Annotated in this window: 17 protein-coding genes and 1 pseudogene; 13 read left to right on the top strand and 5 right to left on the bottom strand. The window is 68.9% G+C overall.

From position 1 onward, the window contains the following. Positions 1-128: 128 nt before the first annotated feature. Positions 129-1,064: a LysR family transcriptional regulator gene (locus tag SB751_RS11845; protein WP_144196892.1), complete on the bottom strand. Its 936-nt coding sequence runs from the start codon at positions 1,062-1,064 to the stop codon at positions 129-131. A 186-nt stretch (positions 1,065-1,250) separates the two neighbouring features. On the opposite strand from SB751_RS11845, the gene SB751_RS11840 reads away from it, so the two are divergent. The 9 genes and pseudogenes from SB751_RS11840 to SB751_RS11800 all read left to right on the top strand — a co-directional run bounded on the left by SB751_RS11840 (position 1,251) and on the right by SB751_RS11800 (position 12,555). Then, positions 1,251-2,441, top strand: coding sequence for an MFS transporter (locus SB751_RS11840; protein ID WP_244844752.1), 1,191 nt, complete (start codon positions 1,251-1,253; stop codon positions 2,439-2,441). Positions 2,442-2,598: 157 nt separating this feature from the next. After that, positions 2,599-3,882 (top strand): MFS transporter, encoded by a 1,284-nt coding sequence (locus tag SB751_RS11835; protein WP_410748075.1) that lies wholly within the window; start codon positions 2,599-2,601, stop codon positions 3,880-3,882. Continuing rightward, positions 3,879-4,157 (top strand): hypothetical protein, encoded by a 279-nt coding sequence (locus SB751_RS11830; protein ID WP_410748074.1) that lies wholly within the window; start codon positions 3,879-3,881, stop codon positions 4,155-4,157. The genes SB751_RS11835 and SB751_RS11830 overlap by 4 nt, the downstream gene beginning before the upstream one ends. Before the next feature lie 3 nt (positions 4,158-4,160). After that, positions 4,161-4,661, top strand: a pseudogene (locus tag SB751_RS11825) (nitrate/nitrite transporter); the annotation flags it as partial. A gap of 187 nt (positions 4,662-4,848) precedes the next feature. Beyond that, positions 4,849-8,577 (top strand): nitrate reductase subunit alpha, encoded by a 3,729-nt coding sequence (locus tag SB751_RS11820; protein WP_144196888.1) that lies wholly within the window; start codon positions 4,849-4,851, stop codon positions 8,575-8,577. Further along, positions 8,574-10,127 carry a nitrate reductase subunit beta gene (narH, locus tag SB751_RS11815; protein ID WP_250025860.1) on the top strand — a complete coding sequence of 518 codons (1,554 nt, stop codon included), beginning with the start codon at positions 8,574-8,576 and terminating at the stop codon, positions 10,125-10,127. The genes SB751_RS11820 and narH overlap by 4 nt, the downstream gene beginning before the upstream one ends. 23 nt (positions 10,128-10,150) lie before the next feature. Next, positions 10,151-10,810 carry a nitrate reductase molybdenum cofactor assembly chaperone gene (narJ, locus tag SB751_RS11810; RefSeq protein WP_144196886.1) on the top strand — a complete coding sequence of 220 codons (660 nt, stop codon included), beginning with the start codon at positions 10,151-10,153 and terminating at the stop codon, positions 10,808-10,810. 35 nt (positions 10,811-10,845) lie between these two features. Next, positions 10,846-11,529 carry a respiratory nitrate reductase subunit gamma gene (gene narI, locus SB751_RS11805; protein WP_144196885.1) on the top strand — a complete coding sequence of 228 codons (684 nt, stop codon included), beginning with the start codon at positions 10,846-10,848 and terminating at the stop codon, positions 11,527-11,529. Between the two features lie 90 nt (positions 11,530-11,619). Further along, positions 11,620-12,555, top strand: a complete 936-nt coding sequence (locus tag SB751_RS11800; RefSeq protein ID WP_144196884.1) for an Lrp/AsnC family transcriptional regulator — start codon at positions 11,620-11,622, stop codon at positions 12,553-12,555. Positions 12,556-12,573: 18 nt separating this feature from the next. Here the strand turns inward: SB751_RS11800 and SB751_RS11795 are convergent, their stop codons facing one another. The 3 genes from SB751_RS11795 to SB751_RS11785 are packed head-to-tail and all read right to left on the bottom strand — an operon-like array spanning position 12,574 to position 14,934. Further along, positions 12,574-13,026, bottom strand: a complete 453-nt coding sequence (locus SB751_RS11795; protein ID WP_144196883.1) for an SCP2 domain-containing protein — start codon at positions 13,024-13,026, stop codon at positions 12,574-12,576. Positions 13,027-13,043: 17 nt separating this feature from the next. Next, the gene (locus tag SB751_RS11790) at positions 13,044-13,958 is read right to left on the bottom strand and encodes a U32 family peptidase (protein ID WP_144196882.1); all 915 of its coding nucleotides are present in this window, start codon (positions 13,956-13,958) and stop codon (positions 13,044-13,046) included. Positions 13,959-13,980: 22 nt separating this feature from the next. Further along, on the bottom strand, positions 13,981-14,934 hold the full coding sequence (locus SB751_RS11785; protein WP_313816101.1) for a peptidase U32 family protein: 954 nt from the start codon (positions 14,932-14,934) through the stop codon (positions 13,981-13,983). A gap of 383 nt (positions 14,935-15,317) precedes the next feature. Here SB751_RS11785 and SB751_RS11780 point away from each other — a divergent pair, with 383 nt between their 5' ends. From SB751_RS11780 to SB751_RS11770, 3 genes are all read left to right on the top strand, one after another. Next, entirely contained in the window at positions 15,318-16,472 is a 1,155-nt protein-coding gene (locus tag SB751_RS11780) for an NAD(P)H-dependent flavin oxidoreductase (protein WP_144196880.1), read from the top strand. Between the two features lie 136 nt (positions 16,473-16,608). Further along, a complete protein-coding gene (locus SB751_RS11775) occupies positions 16,609-18,627 on the top strand; it encodes a type IV pili methyl-accepting chemotaxis transducer N-terminal domain-containing protein (RefSeq protein WP_410748073.1) in 2,019 nt (672 codons plus the stop codon). Further along, the gene (locus tag SB751_RS11770; protein WP_211943288.1) at positions 18,624-19,283 is read left to right on the top strand and encodes a response regulator; all 660 of its coding nucleotides are present in this window, start codon (positions 18,624-18,626) and stop codon (positions 19,281-19,283) included. Before SB751_RS11775 ends, SB751_RS11770 begins: the two co-directional genes overlap by 4 nt. A 21-nt stretch (positions 19,284-19,304) precedes the next feature. Here the strand turns inward: SB751_RS11770 and SB751_RS11765 are convergent, their stop codons facing one another. Further along, positions 19,305-20,114, bottom strand: coding sequence for an IclR family transcriptional regulator (locus SB751_RS11765; protein ID WP_410748072.1), 810 nt, complete (start codon positions 20,112-20,114; stop codon positions 19,305-19,307). A 162-nt stretch (positions 20,115-20,276) separates the two neighbouring features. Here SB751_RS11765 and SB751_RS11760 point away from each other — a divergent pair, with 162 nt between their 5' ends. After that, on the top strand, positions 20,277-21,725 hold the full coding sequence (locus SB751_RS11760) for an NAD-dependent succinate-semialdehyde dehydrogenase (protein ID WP_250025857.1): 1,449 nt from the start codon (positions 20,277-20,279) through the stop codon (positions 21,723-21,725). Positions 21,726-21,754: the final 29 nt, after the last annotated feature.

Below are 21,754 nucleotides of genomic sequence, written 5' to 3'. Positions count from 1 at the left end.
CGTTGCCTGGGCCACGTTGAGGATATCCACAGATTCTGTGGATATCCTGTGGCGTCGCGCCCCCGGGGCCGCGTCTGTGCGTTACCCCACCGGACTGCTCAAAATTTAAGCAGTTTGTCTCGTGACCATCACCCGGCGGGCGTGCCATCGACCCAGCCGGCTCCCCCGGGCGGGGCTTCGCCCCACTGTTCGGCGAGGAAATCCACAAAGGCCCGCACGCGCGGCGGCACCAGCCGGCGCTGCGGCATCACCGCGTAGATGCCGCTGTCCGCCAGAGGGTAGTCGGGCAGCACCGGCACCAGCCGGCCGGCCCGCAGGTCCGCGCTGACATGCCAGACCGAATGCATGGCGATGCCAAACCCGGCGAGCGCCGCATCGGCCAGCAACTCCCCCGTATTGGCCTCCACCCGGCCCTGCACGCGCACGGCCACCTCGCCGCCGGCCCCATCGCCCAGCCGCCAGACATCGGACCGCCCCTGGCTGCCCACCAGGATCAGGCATTGATGATGGGCGAGGTCCTGCGGCGTCTGCGGCCAGCCATGCTGCGCGAGGTAGTCGGGCGAGGCGCACAGCAGGCGCTGGTTGTCCGCCAGCTTGCGCGCCACCAGCGTGGAATCCGCCAGCGCGCCAATGCGGATGGCGAGGTCGAAGCCGCTGCTGACCAGATCGAGCACATGGTCGGTCAGGCTGATGCTGAGGCGCACGCCGGGATGGGCGCGCAGGAACGCCGGCAGCAGCGGCGACAGATATTGCCGCCCGAACGAGGCCGAGGTGGTGACGCGCAGCACCCCGGTCACGCCGGCACCCGCCTGCCGCAGCGAGCCGGAGAGCGCCTCCAGGTCCTCCACCAGCACGCGGCCCTGCTCAGCCAGCACCGCGCCCTCCGGGGTGGCGTGCAGCCGCCGGGTCGTGCGATGCAAGAGGCGCACGCCAAGGTCGCGCTCCAGCCGTTGCAGCCGCTGGCTGGCCACGGCCACCGAGAGGTCGAGGCTGCGCGCCGCCGCGCTGATCGAGCCGAGATCCAGCACGCGCAGAAACAAGCCGATGTCACCAATCCGGTCCATGATCCCATCCGATTCTCAAGAATTTCTTGAAACTGATTCTGGATCTTGCCCGTTTTTCAGAAGCTGCGAAAGGCCGACACTGGCGCCTTCCGAAATCCGTCCCCACTGTCCCCACTCCCCACCATGGCCGCGCCCCTCCCTTCCTCCCCTTCCACCCCCACCCCCGCCCCCGGCCCGTCCTCGCGGATGCCCGTGGCGCTGTATGCCTTGACCGCCGGCTCGTTCGGCATCGGATGTGCCGAATTCGTCATCATGGGACTGCTGCTCCAGGTCTCGGCGGACCTTGGCGTGACGATTGCCGCCGCCGGCATGCTCGTCTCCGGCTACGCGCTCGGCGTGTTCGCCGGGGCGCCGATCCTCACCCTGCTCACCCGCCGCATGCCGCGCAAGGCTGTGCTGCTGGTACTGATGGCGATCTACACCATCGGCAATGCCGCCTGCGCGCTGGCGCCCGACTACACCACGCTGATGATTGCGCGCGTGGTGACCTCGCTCACCCACGGTACCTTCTTCGGCGTAGGCGCCGTGGTGGCCACCGGCCTGGTGCCCGCCAACCGCCGCGCCTCGGCCATCTCGGTGATGTTCTCCGGCCTCACGCTGGCCACGCTGCTCGGCATGCCCGCCGGCGCCTGGCTCGGCCTGCATTTCGGCTGGCGCAGCACGTTCTGGGCGATGACCGTCGTCGGCCTGGCTTCGCTGGCAGTGATCGCCCTGCTGGTGCAGCGCAGCCGCGACGACACCGCGCCGGCCCGCCTCGCTGACGAACTGCGCACCATCGCCCGCCCGCAGGTGCTGCTCGGCCTGCTGATGACGGTGCTGCAATCGGTCGGCATCTTCGCGGTGATTACTTACGTGCAGCCGCTGCTGACCCGGGTCTCGGGCTATGGCGAGGCGGCGGTATCGCCGATCCTGCTGCTGTTTGGCGGCGGCATGATCATCGGCAATATCCTCGGCGGACGCATGGCGGACCGGCGTCCCACGGGCGCGCTGCTCGGGTCGCTGGCGGCGCTGACGGTGGTGCTGGCGGCAATGACGCTGGCGCTCCACCAGCCGGTGGCCGTGGTGGCGTTCGTCGGCGTGCTGGGCGTGGCCGCGTTCACCACGGTCTCCCCGCTGCAACTGCGCGTGCTGCGCCACGCCCACGGCGCGGGGCAGAACCTGGCGTCGAGCTTCAATATCGCCGCGTTCAACCTCGGCAACGGCATTGGCGCGTGGCTCGGCGGCGTGGTGGTCGACCATGGCCCGGGCCTGACTGCGCTGCCGTGGATCGCGGCGCTGGCGCCGCTGGCCGCGCTGGGCATCGCGCTGCTGGCCGTGCGGGCCGAGCGGCGCGGCGATGACGGGCAATCCGCCGGGCTCGCGCCGGAAGCCTATTGATCCGCCCGCCCGGTCTTGCCTGACGGTCCGCGCCCAACCGGACTAGTTCCTTCGACAGGGGCCACCCGCCCCGCCCGCTCCCCGGCCGGCGAATAGGCATGGCAGGCAGCCGTGCCTACGCTGGGGGCCATCCCTTGTTGTCCATTAGGACCTCTCGATGGCCTCCCCCACCTCCCCCACCTCCTCCAACTCTCCCCCCTCCTCCGCCGTCCTGCACAACGCGCCGGCGATCTCCCTCCGCGCCAACGGCGTGCTGGCCTCCAGCACGTTCGCGTTCACCATCTGCTTCGCCGTCTGGATGGTGTTCGCCGTGCTCGGCATTCCGCTCAAACAGCAGCTTGGCCTGAACGACACCGAATTCGGCCTGCTGGCCGCCATGCCGGTGCTGAGCGGCTCGCTGATCCGCGTGCCGCTGGGCATCTGGACCGACCGCTACGGCGGCCGCATCGTCTTCTTCCTGCTGATGCTGGCCACCGTGGTGCCGATCTGGCTGCTCGCCTACGCCACCACCCTCTGGCAACTGCTGGCGCTCGGGCTGCTGCTCGGGCTGGCCGGCGGCTCGTTCTCGGTGGGCACGCCCTACGTGGCGCGCTGGTTTCCGCGCCATCGGCAGGGGCTGGCGATGGGCATCTTCGGCGCCGGCAACTCCGGGGCCGCGCTGACCAAGTTCGTCGCCCCGGCGCTGATCGCCGCCGCCGGCACCTGGACCATCGTGCCGAAGGTCTACGCGGTGGCGATGCTGGCCACGGCCCTGCTGTTCTGGATGTTCTCGGCGACCAACCCGGCGCACCGCGTGGCTGCCAGCAGCGCCGGCTGGCGCGCCCAGCTGGCCATGCTGCGCGACCCACGGGTCTGGCGCTACTCGCAGTACTACTCGGTGGTGTTCGGCGGCTACGTGGGGCTGGCGCTGTGGATGACGCGCTACTACATCGGCGAATACGGCTTCGACATCCGCGTCGCCGCCTTCCTGGCCGCGTGCTTCTCCCTGCCTGGCGGCGTGCTGCGCGCCATTGGCGGCTGGATTTCAGACCGCTACGGCGCCCATCGCACTACCTGGTGGGTGATGTGGGTGAGCTGGGTGGGCTTCTTCCTGCTCAGCTACCCGCAGACCGACCTCGTGATCCAGACCGCCAACGGCCCGCTGGCGTTCCACCTTGGGCTGTCGCCCACGCTGTTCACGGTGCTGCTGTTCGCGGTGGGCATCGCCTTCGCCATCGGCAAGGCGTCGGTATTCAAGTTCATCGCCAATGACTTCCCGCAGAACATCGGCGCCGTCTCCGGCGTGGTGGGGCTGGCCGGCGGGCTCGGCGGCTTCATCCTGCCGATCCTGTTTGGCGCGCTGGCCGACCTGACCGGCGTGCGCAGCAGCTGCTTCATGCTGATGTACGGCACCGTCTGCGTGAGCCTGGTGTGGATGCACTACAGCGAGACAACGCCATGAGCACCTCCGTACTGACCCGCTGGGAACCTGAAGACCCGGCGTTCTGGAAATACCAGGGCGCGCGCATCGCCTACCGCAACCTCTACATCTCCATTCCCGCGCTGATGCTGGCCTTCGTGGTCTGGATGCTCTGGAGCGTTGTGGCCGTAAACCTGGACCGCGCCGGCTTCCACTTCACCGGCAACCCAGCGGGCCCAGGAAGGCGTAGGCCGTGGGGTTCACGTTCGGGAACTGCGACTTGGTCAGCAGCGCCAGGCCGGCCGAGAAGCCGATGAGTTGGCGCGCTGACGCGCCCGGTGGGCGGCTGGCTGTCAGACAAGCTCGGCGGCGCGCGGGTCACGCTGTGGAGCTTCCTCGGCATGATCGGCGGCGTGGTGGCCGTGCTGGCGGCGCTGCCGCACAACGGCACGGGCGGCAGCTTCAGCGGCTTCCTTGGCGCGTTCATCGTGCTGTTCGCGCTCACCGGCATCGGCAACGGCTCCACGTTCCGCATGATCCCGGTGATCTTCCTGACCGAACGCCTGCGCGCCGCCGGCCCGGGCGCGCCCGCCCAGCGCGTGGCCGTGCAGGACGCCGCCCGGGAATCCGCCGCCGTGCTCGGCTTCTCCGGCGCCATCGGGGCCTACGGCGGCTTCTTCATCCCCAAGAGCTTCGGCACCGCGCTGGAGATGACCGGCGCGCCGGACGCCGCGCTCCACCTGTTCATCTTGTTCTATATCAGCTGCGCCGCGATTACCTGGTGGTGCTACGCGCGCCGCAACGCGGCCATGCCCTGCTGATTTCCGCCTGATCCTCCGCCTCCCCCGGTTTCACCCGCGCGTCAACCCCGCCCGTCGGCATAGTTCTTCCGGACGATGCCGGCGGGTCCCGCCTAGGCCGATTGCCGTCACTCCCCCTGCTCCACCAGCGAATGGCTTGCGCGGCACGCGCTCCGTAAGCTGCAAGTGTCCCTGCTGGAGCCAAACCATGAGTCATTTCCTCGATCGACTGAAGTTCCTGTCGCGCGTCACGTCCACCTATGCCGACGGCCACGGCGCCGTGGTCAACGAAGACCGCAAGTGGGAGAACGGCTACCGCACCCGCTGGCAGCACGACAAGGTGGTGCGGTCCACCCACGGCGTCAACTGCACGGGCTCCTGCTCGTGGAAGGTCTACGTCAAGAACGGCCTGATTACCTGGGAAACCCAGCAGACCGACTACCCGCGCACGCGCCCGGACCTGCCCAACCATGAGCCGCGCGGCTGCCCGCGCGGCGCCTCGTACAGCTGGTACGTCTATTCCGCCCAGCGCGTGAAGTACCCGATGATCCGCGGCCGGCTGATGGAAATGTGGCGCGAAGCCCGCCAGACCATGGACCCGATCGCCGCCTGGGCCTGGATCAGCCAGGACCCCGAACGCGCCGCCCGCTACAAGAGCGTCCGCGGGCTGGGCGGCTTCGTCCGGGCCGACTGGGCCACGGCCACCGAGATCATCGCCGCCGCCAACGCCTTCACGGTCAAGCAGTACGGCCCGGACCGCGTGATCGGCTTTTCGCCCATCCCGGCCATGTCGATGGTGTCCTACGCGGCCGGCGCGCGCTACCTGAGCCTGCTCGGCGGCGCCTGCCTGTCCTTCTACGACTGGTACTGCGACCTCCCGCCGGCCAGCCCGCAGACCTGGGGCGAGCAGACCGACGTGCCCGAGTCCGCCGACTGGTACAACGCCACCTACCTGATGGTCTGGGGCTCCAACGTGCCGCAGACACGCACGCCAGACGCCCACTTCTACACCGAGGTGCGCTACAAGGGCACCAAGACCGTGGCGGTCTCGTCCGACTACGGCGAGATGGTCAAGTTCGGCGACATCTGGCTCGCCCCCAAGCAGGGCACCGATGCCGCGCTGGCCATGGCCATGGGCCACGTCGTGCTCAAGGAATTCCACGTGGGCGGCAAATCCGCCTACTTCCGCGACTACCTGAAGCAGTACACCGACATGCCGATGCTGGTGCGGCTGCGCGAGCAGGATGGCACGCTGGTGCCCGACCACTTCCTGCGCGCCTCCCACCTGGACGGCAACCTCGGGCAATCCCGGCATGCGGAGTGGAAGACGCTGTTGATCGACCATGCCAGCGGGGAGGTGACTGCCCCGAACGGCTCGATCGGCTTCCGCTGGACGCCCGGTGACGACACGGCCGGCCGCTGGAACCTGGAGCTGCGCGACAGCCAGGACGGCCGCGCTATCGATCCGCGCCTGTCGCTGCTCGGCCATGAAGACGTTGTGGTGGAGGTCGGCTTCCCCTACTTCGGCGGCGAGCACGACGCGCTGCTGCGCCGCCGCGTGCCGGTGCGCCGCCTGACGCTGGCCGATGGCAGCACGACGCTGGTCGCCACGGTCTACGACCTGCAACTGGCCAACTATGGCGTAGACCAGGGCCTGGGCGGGCCGAACGTGGCGGCTTCGTTCGATGACGACGTGCCCTACACCCCGGCCTGGCAGGAGAAGCACACCACGGTGCCGGCCCGGCTGGTGACGCAGGTGGCGCGCGAATTCGCCGAGAACGCCCACCGCACGCAGGGCAAGAGCATGGTCATCGTGGGCGCCGCGCTGAACCACTGGTACCACAACGACATGATCTACCGCGGCATCATCAACCTGTTGATGATGTGCGGCTGCATTGGCAAGAGCGGCGGCGGCTGGGCGCACTACGTGGGGCAGGAGAAGCTGCGGCCCCAGTTCGGCTGGGCGCCGCTGGCCTTCGGGCTGGACTGGTCGCGCCCGCCGCGCCAGATGAACGGCACCTCGTTCTTCTACAACCACACCAGCCAGTGGCGCCACGAGAAGCTGGCCGTGGACGAGATCCTCGCGCCCACGGCGGACAAGGCGCGCTACGCCGGCCTGTCGCTGCTGGACCTCAACGCCAAGTCGGAGCGCATGGGCTGGCTGCCGTCCGCGCCGCAACTGGGCGCCAATCCGCTCGATGTGGTGGACGCCGCCGAGCGCGCCGGGCAGGACCCGGTGGCCTATACCGTCGACCAGCTCAAGTCCGGCGCCCTGCAATTCGCCTGCGACGACCCCGACAACCCCGCAAACTTCCCGCGCAATATGTTCGTGTGGCGCTCCAACATCCTGGGGAGTTCCGGCAAGGGCCACGAATACTTCCTCAAGTACCTGCTCGGCACGCAGAACGCCGTCTTCAGCGACGAGCGCGACGCCATCCGCCCGAGCGAGGTCAACGTGCGCCCGGCCGCCGAGGGCAAGCTGGACCTGCTGACGGTGCTCGACTTCCGCATGAGCACGACCTGCCTCTACGGCGACATCGTGCTCCCCACGGCCACCTGGTACGAGAAAGACGACCTGAACACGTCGGACATGCACCCGTTCATCCACCCGCTCTCCGAAGCCGTGCAGCCGCTGTGGGAGAGCAAGACCGACTGGGAGATCTACAAGGCCATCGCCGCGAAGTTCAGCGAGATTGGCGGCCCCTACCTGGGCACGCGCAAGGACCTGGTCTGCACCCCGCTGCTGCACGACACGCCGGGCGAGCTGGGCCAGCCCTTCGAGCCGCGCGACTGGAAGCGCGGCGAGTGCGATTTGATCCCCGGCAAGACCGCGCCGTCGATGACCGTGGTGGAGCGCAACTACGCGGACCTCTATAAGAAGTTCACCTCCGTGGGCCCGCTGCTGGACAAGCTCGGGAACGGCGGCAAGGGCATCGGCTGGGATACCAGGCACGAGGTGGCCGAACTGGGTCACCTGACCCAGACCGTGACCGCGCCCGGCGTCAGCTACGGCCGGCCTCGGCTGGAGACCGCCATCGACGCCGCCGAGATGATCCTGACCTTGGCGCCGGAGACCAACGGCCACGTGGCCGTGAAGGCGTGGGAAGCGCTATCCAAGATCACCGGCCGCCCGCACGCCCACCTGGCGCTGGGCCGCGAGCACGACAAGATCCGCTTCCGGGACGTACAGGCCCAGCCGCGCAAGATCATCTCGGCGCCGACGTGGTCCGGGCTGGAGTCCGAGGAAGTCAGCTACAACGCCGGCTACACCAATGTCCACGAGCTGATTCCCTGGCGCACGCTGACCGGGCGCCAGCAGTTCTACCAGGACCACCGCTGGATGCTCGACTTTGGCGAGGGCGCCTGCGTCTACAAGCCGGCCATCGACACCCGCACGGTGGCGCCGATGCTGGGCCGGAAGCCCAACGGCAACCCGGAGCTGGTGCTGAACTGGATCACCCCGCACCAGAAGTGGGGCATCCACTCCACCTACTCGGACAACCTGCGCATGCTCACGCTCTCGCGCGGCGGCCCGCACGTGTGGATCTCGGAGGCCGAGGCCAGTGCCAACGGCATCCGGGACAACGACTGGGTGGAAGTTTTCAACGTGAACGGCACGCTGACCGCCCGGGTGGTGGTGTCCCAGCGCGTGCCGCAAGGCATGTGCCTGATGTATCACGCGCAGGAAAAGATCGTGAACGTGCCCGGCGCCGAGATGAGCGGCATGCGCGGCGGCATCCACAACTCGGTCACGCGGGCGGTCACCAAGCCGACCCACATGATCGGCGGCTACGCGCAACTGGCCTACGGCTTCAACTACTACGGCACGGTCGGCAGCAATCGCGATGAATTCGTGATCCTGCGCAAGATGAACAAGGTGGACTGGATGGATACCCCTCTGCCCCAGTCCGCGCAAGAAGAAGGAGCCCCGCGATGAAGATCCGCGCCCAGGTGGCCATGGTGCTGAACCTCGACAAATGCATCGGCTGCCATACCTGCTCAGTGACCTGCAAGAACGTCTGGACCAGCCGCGACGGCGTGGAGTACGCCTGGTTCAACAACGTCGAGACCAAGCCTGGCATCGGCTACCCCAAGGAATGGGAGAACCAGCGCAAGTGGAACGGCGGCTGGCAGCGCCAGCCCGACGGCTCGCTCACGCCGCGCCAGGGCGGCCGCGCCCGCATCCTCTCGAACCTGTTCGCCAACCCGAACCTGCCGCAGATCGACGACTACTACGAGCCGTTCACCTACGACTACGAGCACCTCCAGAAGGCGCCGCTGATGCCGACGCCGCCCACCGCCCGGCCGGTGTCCGTGCTGACGGGCAAGAAGATGGAGAAGATCGAATGGGGGCCGAACTGGGAGGATGACCTCGGCGGCGAGTTCGCCTCGCGCAGCCGTGACCAGCTGTTCGAGAACGTGCAGAAGGAGATGTACTCGACCTTCGAGAACACCTTCATGATGTACCTGCCCCGCCTGTGCGAGCACTGCCTGAACCCGGCCTGCGTGGCGTCTTGCCCGAGCGGCTCGGTCTACAAGCGCGAGGACGACGGCATCGTGCTGGTCGACCAGGACAAATGCCGTGGCTGGCGCATGTGCATCTCCGGTTGTCCGTACAAGAAGATCTACTTCAACTGGCAGAGCGGCAAGGCGGAGAAGTGCACGTTCTGCTTCCCGCGCATCGAGGGCGGCCAGCCGACGGTCTGCTCCGAGACCTGCGTCGGGCGCATCCGCTACCTCGGCGTGATGCTGTACGACGCGGACCGCATCGCCAGCGCCGCCGGCGTGGAGGACGAGCGCGACCTGTACCAGTCCCAGCTCGACGTCTTCCTCGACCCGAACGACCCCACCGTGCAGGCCGAGGCGCTGCGGCAGGGCATTCCGCAGGGCTGGCTCGACGCCGCGCGCAAGTCGCCGGTCTACCGCATGGCCTGCGAGTGGAAGATCGCCTTCCCGCTGCATCCCGAGTACCGGACGCTGCCGATGGTCTGGTACGTGCCGCCGCTCTCGCCGATCCAGTCGGCGGCGGAAGGCGGTTTCATGGGCATGAACGGGATGATCCCGGACGTGCAGAGCCTGCGCATTCCGCTCAAGTACCTCGCCAACCTGCTGACCGCCGGCGACGTGGCGCCCGTGCTGACCGCCTTGCAGCGCATGCTGGCCATGCGGGCGTTCAAGCGCTCGGAAGTGGTAGATGGCGAGGCAGACCTCGCCGTGCTGCGGCAGGTGGGGCTGACCCCGGCGCAGGTCGAGGACATGTATCGCCTGCTGGCCATCGCCAATTACGAGGATCGATTTGTGATTCCATCGTCACACAAGGAACGGGTCGAGGACAGCTTCAACGAGAAAGGCAGCTGCGGCTTCACGTTCGGCAACGGCTGCTCGGGCGGCACGTCCGAGGGCTCGCTGTTCGGCAGGAAGCCCGAGGGCAGCGTGGTGTTCGCGGACATGCCCAAGTCGCGCAAGAAGCCGACCGAAACCTGCTGATACCTGCTGACATTGGAGCCATCATGACCTTGTACCCCGTGCTCAGCGCCCTGCTGGGCTACCCCGAAGCGCCGCTGCAGGCGGCCATGCCCGAGATCGAACAGGCGCTCGACGCCTGGCCGGCCGCCCGCGCGGTGCTGGCCCCGCTGACCGGCCCGCTGCGCGACAGCCCGCTAATCGCGCTGCAGGAGCAGTACGTGGCCACCTTCGACCGCAATCCCGCGCATTCGCTGCACCTGTTCGAGCACGTTCATGGCGAGTCCCGCGACCGGGGCCAGGCCATGGTCGATCTGATCGACGAATACCGGCGCGCCGGCTTCGAGCCGGTGGCGAACGAGCTGCCGGACTACGTGCCGCTGTTCCTGGAGTTCCTCGGCGCGCTGGCCGATGACGGGCAGGCGGCGCGCGCCGGGCAGTTGCTGGGCGAGGCCATCCACGTGCTGGCGGCCATCGGCGACCGGCTGGCGCGCCACGACAGCCCGTACGCCGCCGTGTTCACGGTGCTGCGCTCGCTCACGCCCGTGCAGCCCGAGGCCCGCACCGATCCGCCCGTGCGGGACATGGACGAAGCGCTGGAACGGTTCGGCCCCGGCGCGGATGGCGTGGAGCCGCTGCTGGCGGCCGCCATGCCGGCTGAACAAGTGGTGCGCTTCCACGACCGGCGCGCGCCCTCCCCCCAATGACCTCCATGACCTCCATGACGACGCAGGCGACCACCATGTCATTCGCCCACCAGTTCCTCTTCGGCATCTACCCGTATATCGCCGCCGCGCTGTTCCTGTTCGGCAGCCTGGCGCGCTTCGAGCGCGAGCAGTACGGCTGGAAGGCCGACAGCTCCCAGCTGCTCTATCGCGGCAACCTGCGGCTGGGCAGCATCCTGTTCCACATTGGCATCCTCGGGCTGTTCTTCGGCCATCTGGCGGGCCTGCTCACGCCCGTGGCGGTGTGGGACGCGCTCGGCGTCTCCCACACCCTCAAGCAGGCCGTGGCGATGGGCGCCGGCGGGGTCATGGGCACGATCTGCCTGATCGGCCTGCTGATCCTGCTGCACCGGCGCTTCACCAACGCCCGGGTTGCCGCCGTCACGCGTACTGGCGACAAGGTGCTGCTGCTCTGGCTGCTGGCGACGCTGCTGGCCGGGCTCTCGACCATCTACGTGTCCGCCGGCCACATGGACGGCCACATGATGGTGCAGCTGATGACCTGGGCCCAGCACATCGTCACGCTGCGCGCTGACGCGCCCGACTTCATCGCCGATGCCCCGCTGCTGTTCCGCGTGCATCTGTTCCTGGGCATCTCGCTGTTCGCGATCTTCCCGTTCACGCGGCTGGTGCATGTCTGGAGCGGCTTCGCCTCGGTCACCTACCTGGGGCGGGCCTGGCAGCTTGTGCGGGGGCGCTGATCCGCGCGCTTGATGGGCGTCAACGGGGCGGCCGGGCATCCGGCTCATCATGGCGGGCACGCAATCCTGCCCGCCGCCCCGGATATCGCCATGATCGACGAGACTGCACTCTATCAACGCCTTCGGCAAGATTTCCCGCTGGAGCCACGGCCCTACCGGTGCCTGGCCCGGGCGCTCGGCCTGTCCGAGCATGGCTTGCTGTCGCTGCTGGCGCGCGACGTCGGCAGCGGCCGCATCAGCCATATCGGCGCCCGCTTCGCGCCAAACACCATCGGTGCCACCACGCTGGCGGCGCTGTCCGTGCCGCCAGGGCGGCTGGAGAGCGTGGCGCGGCGCCTCAATGCCGACCCGTCCATTGGTCATCATTACTGCCGGACCGGCCACCGCTACAACCTCTGGTTCGTGGCCGGTGCGCGCAATGTCGGCAGCCTGGCGGCGGCACTCGACGGCATCGGGGAGGACGTCCGCCAGACGCCCCTGGCGCTGCCACTGGAATGTGAGTACCACGTCGATGCCGGGGTGCCGCTACGGCCCCTGATGACCGATGCCGACTGGCGGCTGGTGGCCGCGCTGGAAGACGGCCTGCCACTGACACCCGAGCCTTACCGCGCCATGGCGCGCGGCACGGGCATCGGGCAGCACGAACTCTGGCGCCGGCTGGCACATTGGCGCGATGCCGGTGTGATCCGCCGCTTCGGCGCCATTCTCCAGCCCGGTCAGCTCGGCTTCGTGCACAACGCGATGTGCGTATGGAATGCGCCCGACGAGCGTGTGGATGCCCTGGGCAAGCGGCTCGCCCGCCTGCCCGCCGTGGCGCTCTGCTACCGGCGCGCTCGCCGGGGTGCAGCATGGCCCTTCAACCTGTTCGCGGTGGTGCGGGCGCGCAGCCCGGCCGACCTTCAGGCGACGCTCGACGGCTTCGCGGCCATGCCCGCGCTCGCCAAACTCCCCGGCGCCGTACTCCGCGCCCGTTGCTGCTTCAAGCCGCGCGGCGTGCGCTACGGCGATCTGGCGTCCGAGGCCTGACGGGCACGCCCGCCCCGTTCAAGCGGCGCGGACTTCCGGAAACAGCACCGCCAGCCGCGCCACGAAGGGCTCCACCCAGGCCGGCCGCGGCGTGGCATCGAGCCAGTACTTGACCTCCAGCCCAAGCGCGGTGTCACCGCAAATCGAGAGCCGGCGCTGGAAGAACAGCGTGTCGGTATCGGCATGGCCGGCGAGCAGTTGCAGGTAGTCGGCGGCGCGGGCGCGTAGTGTCAGCGCCGGGGCTGATCCGGGATCGAACGGCCCCATCCGGAACGCGCCCCCCACACAGCGCAAACGCAGGTCCAGCCCGAGGTCTTCCACGCCCAGCAGGAAGGCATGGCCGTCCAGCGCGGCCGGCGGCTGGAGCCAGCCGGCGCGGCGCGCGGACTCCAGCGCCATCACGAACGGCAGGGCCTGCGCGGGCGCGGGCAGGCGGCGGTGGATGCGGGCAATCAGGGAGGAGAAAGTCATCGATGGTTCCGTGGCAGTCATGCGGGCGCGCCGGCTATCCAGGCGATGCCGGGCTGGCCGGTCCAGTAGCCGTTGCTCGCCGGGGCGCCGGCGGGCACGATGCCGCTGGGCGCGGCGCCGGTACGGCCATGGCGCACGGCGTCGAGCAGCGACACCACGTCCAGCGTGCCGGCGGCGTGCGGGCTGACGCGGACCAGATCCACGCCCATCGCCTGGATCTCCGGCAGGTGTGCGCAGAGGTCCAGGCAGCTTGCGGACTGGGTCTGGATGCCGTTCAGCGCGAAGAACGGCTGCCCTTCGCCCGTGCGGGCGACCAGCCCGTCCGGGTAGTCCAGGCAACGGAACTCGCAGGCGTCCTTGCGCAGCCGGTGGTGCCGGGCTGTGAAGCAACGCGCGGAGATCGCCAGCGGCATGCGGCCCCAGACCATCGCCTCGATCTGCATGCCGGCGGGGCGCGCCGCCGCCAGCGCCGCCAGCGCCGTGTGGTCCATCTCGACCGGCGCCACGGCCCCGCGCGCGCCCAGCGTAGCCAGCCAGGCCGCCGTATCGGCGTGATAGACGTTCAGATGCGGTCCGGCGACGAACGGCCGCCCGTGCCGCGCGCGCACCGCGCCGAGATCATTGGCCTCCACGAGGAATTCGTCCTGCTCGCAGACGCGGCGCATGGCCGCGATGTCGCTGTCCGACTCGACCAGCACCGGGGTGGACAGCACCACCTCCTTGCCGGCATCGCGCAGCATCCGCGCCACGTCCAGCCAGTCAGCAGGACGCAGTTCGTGGCGGCGCGTGCAGACTGCCTCGCCAAGATAGATGCGGTCCACGGGAGCGTCCGCGACGTCGGCATAGAAACGCAGCACGTCCGCGCGGGGCCAGTAGTAGAGCAGCGGGCCGAGCGCGATGGCGATTGGATAGGGGGAAGAGGAAGTGATCATGGTGGGTGGGTTGCGGACGGTTTCAGCGCCACGGACGGTCGTAGGCGCCCTGGGTCACCTGGTCGCCCTCGGCGTGGCGCCCCAGCGTGGCCTGCCATTCCTGGCGCGGCACGAAGCGCCGGGGGTCGCGCCAGGCATCGTCGATAGCGGCGCGCAGCACGCCTACCACATCGGCCACATAGCGCGGGCTGCGCTGGCGCCCTTCGATCTTGATGGCGGCGATGCCGATGTCGATCAGTGCCGGCAGCAGCGACAGCGCGTTGAGGCTGGTGGGCTCCTCCAGCACGTAGCCGTGCTCGCCCTCCACGGTGAAACGGCCCTTGCACAGCGTGGGATAGCCGGCCGGCTCGCCGGGCGCGTAGCTGTCGATCAGGATGCCGGAGAGCCGCGCGTGCATCGTGCCGTCCGTCTCGTCCCAGCGCACGGCGTGGGCCGGCGAGCAGACGCCACGGTTATTGGGCGAATCGGCGGTTGCGTACGAGGACAGCAGGCAGCGGCCCTCGGCCATCACGCACAGGCTGCCAAAGCCGAAGACCTCTAGTTCCACATCGGTCTGCCTGGCCAGCTTGGCGATCTGCGCCAGCGTCAGTACGCGCGGCAGCACTACGCGCTGGATGCCGAAGCGCTCGCGCATCAGCGCGATGGCATCGGCATGCGTGGCCGAGCCCTGCACGGACAAGTGCAGGCGCAGGTCCGGATGCTTCTCCGCTGCGTAGGCCATCAGGCCGGGGTCGGCCATGATCACTGCGTCGGCACCCAGCACGGCGGCGGCGTCCACGGCGCGGTGCCAGCGGTCCACCTGCCCCATCTGCGCAAAGGTGTTGATGGCGAAGAGCACTTCCGCGCCGCGCGCGCGGGCCTCCGCCACGCCCGTGCGGATGTCGTCCTCCGAAAAATTCAGGCCGCCGAAGTTGCGCGCGTTGGTGGCGTCGCGCAACCCCAGGTAGATGGCATCCGCGCCGTGCTGCAGGGCCATGCGCAGGGCCGCCAGTGAACCGGCCGGGGCCACCAGTTGCGGCCGGCGCGGCTGGCGGGGCTGGCGGGATGGCGAGTCGGATGGGGACGTTGGTACATGATGCGCATCATGCACATCGGGTGCAGCGGGCGGGGAAGCATCCATGGCGAGAAATGCGCGTTGCGGCGCATGGGGTGGGGATCGACCAAGGATGCTAGTCATGCCCATAGGGGGAACCTTTGACCCCGAGCAAACCCCGGCGGGGTTACATTCTTCTGGTTCCATCGAACTAGGCCCTCGGAACAGGCCGCCGATCCCCCTCAAATTGATCTGGCGCAAACTGCCACCCCGATGCGCGTGAGACGCTGGGCCGTTTTTTGCCCCTCCTGACTCCGGATTTCCTCATGACACATCGATGGCTCAACCTGGCCGGCCGCAAGCTGCTTCCTATCGTGCAGGGCGGCATGGGCGTGGGCATATCCGCGCACCGGCTCGCCGGCACCGTGGCCCGCCACAACGCCATGGGCACCATCGCCAGCATCGACCTGCGCCACCATCACCCCGACCTGATGGCCGGCACCGCCAGACGCGACAAGGCCGCGATCGAACACGCCAACCTCATCGCGCTTGACCGCGAGGTGCGCGCGGCGAAGACGTTGGCGGGCGGGCAAGGGATGATCGCCGTCAACGTGATGAAGGCCGTCGGCGCCCACGCGGCGCTGGTCCGGCAGGCGTGCGACAGTGGCGCGGATGCCATCGTCATGGGCGCCGGCCTGCCGCTCGACCTCCCCGAACTGACCGCCAATCACCCGAAGGTGGCCCTGATCCCGATCCTGTCCGACGCCCGTGGCGTCAGCCTGGTCCTGCGCAAGTGGATGAAGAAGGGGCGGCTGCCCGATGCCATCGTGATCGAACATCCCGCGCATGCCGGCGGGCACCTCGGCGCCTCGCGCATGGAGGACATCGGCGACGCGCGGTTCTCGTTCGCGCGCGTGCTGGACGAATGCCGCGCGCTGTTCGCCAGCCTGGGGCTGGCCTGGGAATCAGTACCGCTGATCCTGGCTGGCGGGTTGGGCCACCACGGCAAGCTGCATCACTGGCTGGCGCAGGGCGCGGCCGGCGTGCAGGTGGGCACCGCCTTCGCCGTGACCGAGGAATGCGATGCGCATCTGGCTTTCAAACAGGTGCTGGCTTCCGCGCCGCAGGAACAGATCGGCGAATTCACGAGCGTGGCGGGACTGCCGGCGCGCGCGGTGCTGACGCCGTGGCTCAAGCGCTATCTCTCCCGGGAGTCGGCGCTCCAGGCGCGCGCCAAGGTGCGCGAATGCCTGGAGGGCTTCGACTGCCTGCAATCGTGCGGCCTGCGTGACGGCGTGGCGCGCATCGGCCAGTTCTGCATCGACCGCAAGCTCTCGCAGGCGCTCAAGGGCGACGTGGAGCGCGGCCTGTTCTTCCGCGGCAAGGGCACGCTGCCGTTTGGCGACGCCATCCGGCCCGTGGCGGACCTGATTCACTACCTGATGTCGGGCGAAAAGCCGGCGGGGGTCGTGCCAGCCTGATCGGGGTGTTGCCGGAAAGCGAATCCCGCGCGAGTTCCCAATCCATCCCTCGGCAATTTGATCCAGCGCAGGAAACGGCACAATCGCCGGCACCAGAATGGCAGGTGTCCTGACGCCCTGCCCTCGCCCCCACAACATGCCAGCCCCCTTTCCTGACGCCGCGTTCGATACGCACGCGGACCCCCAAGCCACCTCGGCGGTCGGGCTGCCGGGGCTGCGCCACCGCCTCTCCACGCGCATCATCTCGCTGTCCCTGATCTCGCTGCTGGTTGTCCTGACGATGATCGGCGGCACCCTGTGGCTCTCCTGGAACCTCGAAGGCGCCGGCGCGGCGATCAACGATGCCGGCAGCGTACGGATGCATGCCAACGCGGTGGCCATCGAACTGACCCGGGCCCGCGCTCATCAACCCCACGCCCTCGCGCCACGGATCGCCCAGTTGGACGAGACGCTGGCGCAACTGCGCCGGGGCGACGCCAAGCGGCCGCTGTTCCTGCCCGCCGTGCCAGCCATCCACGACCAGCTGGACCGCGTGGCCCGGGCGTGGGACGAGCGGATGAAGCCGCTGGCCGAGCAGGACATAAACGCGCCCGATGGCACGCCGCCCGCTTATGTGGCCGCACTGTCCGATTTTGTCGCGCAGGCGAACCAGCTGGTGCGCATGATCGAGGCCGACAACGCACGCAAGACGGACCTGCTGCGCATGTCCCAGGCCGCGCTGGCCGCCATCGCCTGCATGGGCACCGTCGCAGTCATCTACCTGCTCTATCTCTGGATCATCCTGCCCGTGCTGACGCTGCAGGACGGGCTGCGCCGCATGGCGGCCCGCGAATTCTCGCTGCGCCTGCCGGTCACCAGCCGTGACGAATTCGGCACGCTGAGCACCGGTTTCAATCGGATGGCAGCCGAGCTCCAGGAACTCTACCGGGGACTTGAAGCCCGCGTGGCCCAGAAGACCGCCGAACTGGCCCGGCGCAACCGCGACCTCGAGACGCTCTACGACATCGCCGCCTACCTGAACCAGCCGAACGAGGCCGAGGCGCTGTGCCGAGGCTTCCTGACCCGGATCATGCGGCGCCTGGACGCCGATGGCGGCAGCGTGCGCATGCTCGACGCGGTGCCGGAGAACCTCCACATGGTGGTTTCCGAAGGGCTGCCCGCCGCGCTGATCGAGCAGGAGCAGCGCATGGCGGCCGATGCCTGCCACTGCGGCGCCGCCACGCGGCAGCGCGTGGTCACCTGGCCGGCCCCGCCCCATGCGCAACCGTCGCCGCCGATGGCGTGCGGCTTCGGCGGCTTCGCGGCGTTCCGCATCGACACGCCGCGCGGGGTGATCGGCATGTTCTCCCTCCACTTCCGCTCGCCACGGGTGCTTAACGCGTCAGACCGGCAACTGCTCGAAACGCTGGCCCAGCATCTGGGCGTGGCGCTAGAACACCAGCGCCTGTCCGCCACCGCGCGCCAGCTGGCCGTGGTGGAGGAGCGCAATCTCGTGGCGCAGGGCCTGCACGACAGCATCGCCCAGGGCCTGAACTACCTGAACCTGCAAGCCCAGCTGCTCGAGGAAGCCGTCTCACGCGGGGCGCTGGCCGATGTGGCGGCGATCGTGCCGATGCTCCGTTGCGGGGTGGACGAGAGCTACCAGGATGTGCGCGAGTTGCTGCTGAACTTCCGCACCCGGCTCACACAGGGCGAGTTGCGGCAGGCAGCGGAAGACACCGTGGCGCGCTTCCGGCGCCAGTGCGCCACCGAGGCGCGGCTGGAGGTGGAAGGCTACGACAACGCCCGGCCGCTGCCGCCCGATGCCCAGCTGCAGGTGCTGTTCGTCCTGCAGGAGGCGCTCTCCAACGTGCGCAAGCACGCGCAGGCCGGCCACGTGCTGGTGCGGCTGCGAGGCGGGCGCGATCTTGAACTGGTGGTGCAGGACGATGGCGAGGGCTTCGACGCCGCCGGGCTCGCCACACGCTGCGAGATGCAGGTGGGCCTGCACATCATGCGCGAGCGCGCCGCGCGGCTCAACGCACAGTTGTCGATTGAGTCCGCACCCGGGCGCGGCACCCGCGTGGCCCTGCGCGTGCCCGGCGCCCATGTGTCCGGCGAGGCCAGCGAGGCCAGCGAGGCCAATGAAATCAACGAAATGAGTCTCCAGTCATGACCATCCGCATCCTGCTGATCGACGATCACACGCTGTTCCGTTCGGGCATTCGCGCGCTGTTGCAGCGCCAGCCCGATTTTGCCGTCGTGGACGAGGCAGCCGATGGCGTGGAGGGGCTCAAGCGAGCCAAGCAGCATCGCCCCGACGTGATCCTGCTGGACCTGAACATGCCCGGGCTGTCCGGGCTCGAGACACTGGCCCTGCTGGCGCAGGACCTGCCGGACACGGCGGTGCTGATCCTCACCGTGTCCGAGGAGGCCGAAGAGCTGGCCAGCGCGCTGCGCGGCGGTGCCCGGGGCTATCTGCTGAAGAATATCGAGGCGGACTTCCTGGCTTCGGCCATCCGCCGCGCTGCGTCCGGCGAGCCGGTGATTTCGGATGGCATGACGGCCAAGCTCGTGGCGCAGTTCCGCGCGCCGGCGCAGCCGTCCGCCCCAACGGCGCCGAGCGCCGAGGACGGCGCGCGGCTGACCGTGCGGGAGCGCGAGATCGTGCGCGGGCTGACCCGGGGCGAGAGCAACAAGCAGATTGCGCGCGATCTCGGCGTGGCCGAGAGCACGGTCAAGATCCATGTGCAGAACATCCTCAAGAAGCTGAATCTGGCCAGCCGCGTGCAGGTGGCCGTGTTCGCGGTCGAACATGGCCTGACCGCGTGACGGCTTCCCCGATCGGGGACGTTACCGCCGGGCGCCGAGCCGGGCCGACAGTTGGTCCGCCAGCGCCCGCACCTGCTGGCCGATCCGCTCGCCGGTGGCCGCATCGATCTCGTTGGTCAGATAGCTGACCGCGATGGCCCCCGCCGCGCAGGGGGCGGCCGCATCGAACACCGGGGCGCCGAAGCACGTCATGCCGTCGCGCATCTGGCCGTTGTCGGTCGAATATCCCACCTCCCGCACCTGGGTCAGTTCGGCCTGCAAATCATCCACGTCCGCCACGCTGGCCCGCGTGAGCGGCGGCGGCATGCCCGGCGCGAACAGGTCGCGCACCTCGGCCGGCAGCAGCGTGCTCAGCATCGCCTTGCCCGTGGCCGTGTAGGGCGCCGGCAGGCGCATGCCGATACGGAACGTGACGCCGAGCGGGCGGTCGCCGTTCTGGCAGGCCAGGTAGACCACCTCCGCACCATCGAGCATCGACAAGGTGACCGTGGCGTCGTGAAACGCATCGGTCTGCTCCCAGAGCGCGCGGAACTCGCTCGTCATCTGCGTCTGCGACAGGAAGGCGTTGGCCCAGGCCATCACGTGCGGGCCGACCGCCATCGCCCCATTCGGCAGGCGCTTGAGCAGTTGCAGCTGCACGAGGGTGTCGCACATGCCGTGGAGGGAGCTCTTGGGCGCGCCGGTCAGCCGGGTCAGGTCGGCCAGCGTCAGCGGTTCCGGGGCGGCGGCCACGGCATCCATGACATGTACCGCGCGCACCACCGCCGGCGACGTGGACTTCAGCGACGGCGCGGCATCATCGGCGGGAACGTTGTAGGCGGACTTGGGCATCGGGCAATACGGAAGAGTTGGGCGGATTGTACCGGCTGCGCGGAACGCTTCCGGGCGGTTGGCAGTCTGCCGTGCATGGGCGTATCATACGCTCACGTTCGACATACCGAATATCGTTCCATCTATTGAACGATATGAATCAACCCGCTCAGGAAAGCCGCCATGCAACTCAAGGATCCCTCGCTACTGAAACAGCTGGCCTATGTGGATGGCCAATGGATTGGCGCCGACTCCGGCGCCACCTTCGACGTCACGGACCCGGCCACCGGGGAAGTGATCGCCAAGGTGGCCGACCTGGGCGCGGCCGAGACCGGGCGCGCCATCGCCGCTGCCGAGGTTGCGCAACGCGCCTGGGCCGCCAAGACCGGCAAGGAACGCGCCAACCTGCTGCGCCGCTGGTTCGACCTGATGATCGCCAACACGGACGACCTGGCCTACCTGATGACGCGCGAGCAGGGCAAGCCGCTGGCCGAGGCGCGCGGCGAGATCGCGTACGCGGCCAGCTTTATCGAATGGTTTGCCGAGGAAGCCAAGCGCGTGGACGGCGAAGTGCTGGCCACGCCGGCCGCCGACAAGCGCCTGGTCACGCTGCGCCAGCCCGTGGGCGTCTGCGCCGCCATCACGCCGTGGAATTTCCCGGCAGCGATGATCACCCGCAAGGCAGGCCCTGCCTTGGCAGCCGGGTGCGCCATCGTCATCAAACCGGCCGAGCTGACCCCGCTGTCCGCCTTCGCACTGGCTGAACTGGCGCACCGGGCCGGCATTCCCGCCGGCGTGCTCCAGGTGGTGACCGGCGATGCCAAGACCATCGGCGCCGTGCTGACGGGCAGCCCCATCGTGCGCAAGCTGTCGTTCACGGGGTCGACCGAGGTCGGTCGCATCCTGATGGCGCAGTCGGCGCCCACCGTGAAGCGCCTCTCGCTGGAGTTGGGCGGCAACGCGCCGTTCATCGTCTTTGACGATGCCGACGTGGACGCCGCCGTGGAAGGCGCCATCGCCGCCAAGTACCGCAACGGCGGGCAGACCTGCGTCTGCGCCAACCGCTTCTACGTGCAGGACGGCATCTATGAAGCCTTCGCCACGAAGCTGGCCGAGCGCACCGGCCAACTGCGCGTGGGCAACGGGCTGGAAGACGGCGTGACGATCGGCCCGCTGATCGAGGACGCCGCGCTGGACAAGGTGGCGTCCCTGGTGGACGACGCCCGCGCCAAGGGCGGCCGCGTGCTGACCGGCGGCGCCGCGCACAAGCTGGGCGGCACCTTCTACACCCCCACGGTCATCGCCGACGCCACCGCCGACATGCGCATGGCCCGCGAGGAGATTTTCGGGCCGGTGGCGCCGCTGTTCCGCTTCAAGTCCGACGCCGAGGCAGTAACTGCCGCCAACGCCACCGAATACGGGCTGGCCGCCTATTTGTATACGCGCGATATCGCGCGGGCCTGGCGCACGGCCGAGGCGCTCGAGTACGGCATGGTCGGCCTGAACACCGGCCTGATCTCGAACGAGGTGGCGCCGTTCGGCGGCATCAAGCAGTCTGGCGTGGGCCGCGAGGGCTCGCGCCACGGCATCGACGAATATCTCGAGATCAAGTACCTCTGCCTGCAGATGTGATGCAGGCGGGCGGGCCGGTGCATACTGTG

It is taken from the genome of Cupriavidus sp. SIMBA_020 (genome assembly GCF_046535395.1).
Classification (GTDB): domain Bacteria; phylum Pseudomonadota; class Gammaproteobacteria; order Burkholderiales; family Burkholderiaceae; genus Cupriavidus; species Cupriavidus campinensis.
Note: the sequence above shows the minus strand (reverse complement) of the source record. Positions and strands in the feature narration are given on the sequence as shown.

What these genes read in the sequence shown, in the direction of transcription:
- SB751_RS11845 (WP_144196892.1), bottom strand. Translation starts at nt 1,064, where the DNA reads ATGGACCGGATTGGTGACATCGGCTTGTTTCTGCGCGTGCTGGATCTC.
- SB751_RS11840 (WP_244844752.1), top strand. Translation starts at nt 1,251, where the DNA reads ATGCCCGTGGCGCTGTATGCCTTGACCGCCGGCTCGTTCGGCATCGGA.
- SB751_RS11835 (WP_410748075.1), top strand. Translation starts at nt 2,599, where the DNA reads ATGGCCTCCCCCACCTCCCCCACCTCCTCCAACTCTCCCCCCTCCTCC.
- SB751_RS11830 (WP_410748074.1), top strand. Translation starts at nt 3,879, where the DNA reads ATGAGCACCTCCGTACTGACCCGCTGGGAACCTGAAGACCCGGCGTTC.
- SB751_RS11820 (WP_144196888.1), top strand. Translation starts at nt 4,849, where the DNA reads ATGAGTCATTTCCTCGATCGACTGAAGTTCCTGTCGCGCGTCACGTCC.
- narH (WP_250025860.1), top strand. Translation starts at nt 8,574, where the DNA reads ATGAAGATCCGCGCCCAGGTGGCCATGGTGCTGAACCTCGACAAATGC.
- narJ (WP_144196886.1), top strand. Translation starts at nt 10,151, where the DNA reads ATGACCTTGTACCCCGTGCTCAGCGCCCTGCTGGGCTACCCCGAAGCG.
- narI (WP_144196885.1), top strand. Translation starts at nt 10,846, where the DNA reads ATGTCATTCGCCCACCAGTTCCTCTTCGGCATCTACCCGTATATCGCC.
- SB751_RS11800 (WP_144196884.1), top strand. Translation starts at nt 11,620, where the DNA reads ATGATCGACGAGACTGCACTCTATCAACGCCTTCGGCAAGATTTCCCG.
- SB751_RS11795 (WP_144196883.1), bottom strand. Translation starts at nt 13,026, where the DNA reads ATGACTTTCTCCTCCCTGATTGCCCGCATCCACCGCCGCCTGCCCGCG.
- SB751_RS11790 (WP_144196882.1), bottom strand. Translation starts at nt 13,958, where the DNA reads ATGATCACTTCCTCTTCCCCCTATCCAATCGCCATCGCGCTCGGCCCG.
- SB751_RS11785 (WP_313816101.1), bottom strand. Translation starts at nt 14,934, where the DNA reads ATGGCCCTGCAGCACGGCGCGGATGCCATCTACCTGGGGTTGCGCGAC.
- SB751_RS11780 (WP_144196880.1), top strand. Translation starts at nt 15,318, where the DNA reads ATGACACATCGATGGCTCAACCTGGCCGGCCGCAAGCTGCTTCCTATC.
- SB751_RS11775 (WP_410748073.1), top strand. Translation starts at nt 16,609, where the DNA reads ATGCCAGCCCCCTTTCCTGACGCCGCGTTCGATACGCACGCGGACCCC.
- SB751_RS11770 (WP_211943288.1), top strand. Translation starts at nt 18,624, where the DNA reads ATGACCATCCGCATCCTGCTGATCGACGATCACACGCTGTTCCGTTCG.
- SB751_RS11765 (WP_410748072.1), bottom strand. Translation starts at nt 20,114, where the DNA reads ATGCCCAAGTCCGCCTACAACGTTCCCGCCGATGATGCCGCGCCGTCG.
- SB751_RS11760 (WP_250025857.1), top strand. Translation starts at nt 20,277, where the DNA reads ATGCAACTCAAGGATCCCTCGCTACTGAAACAGCTGGCCTATGTGGAT.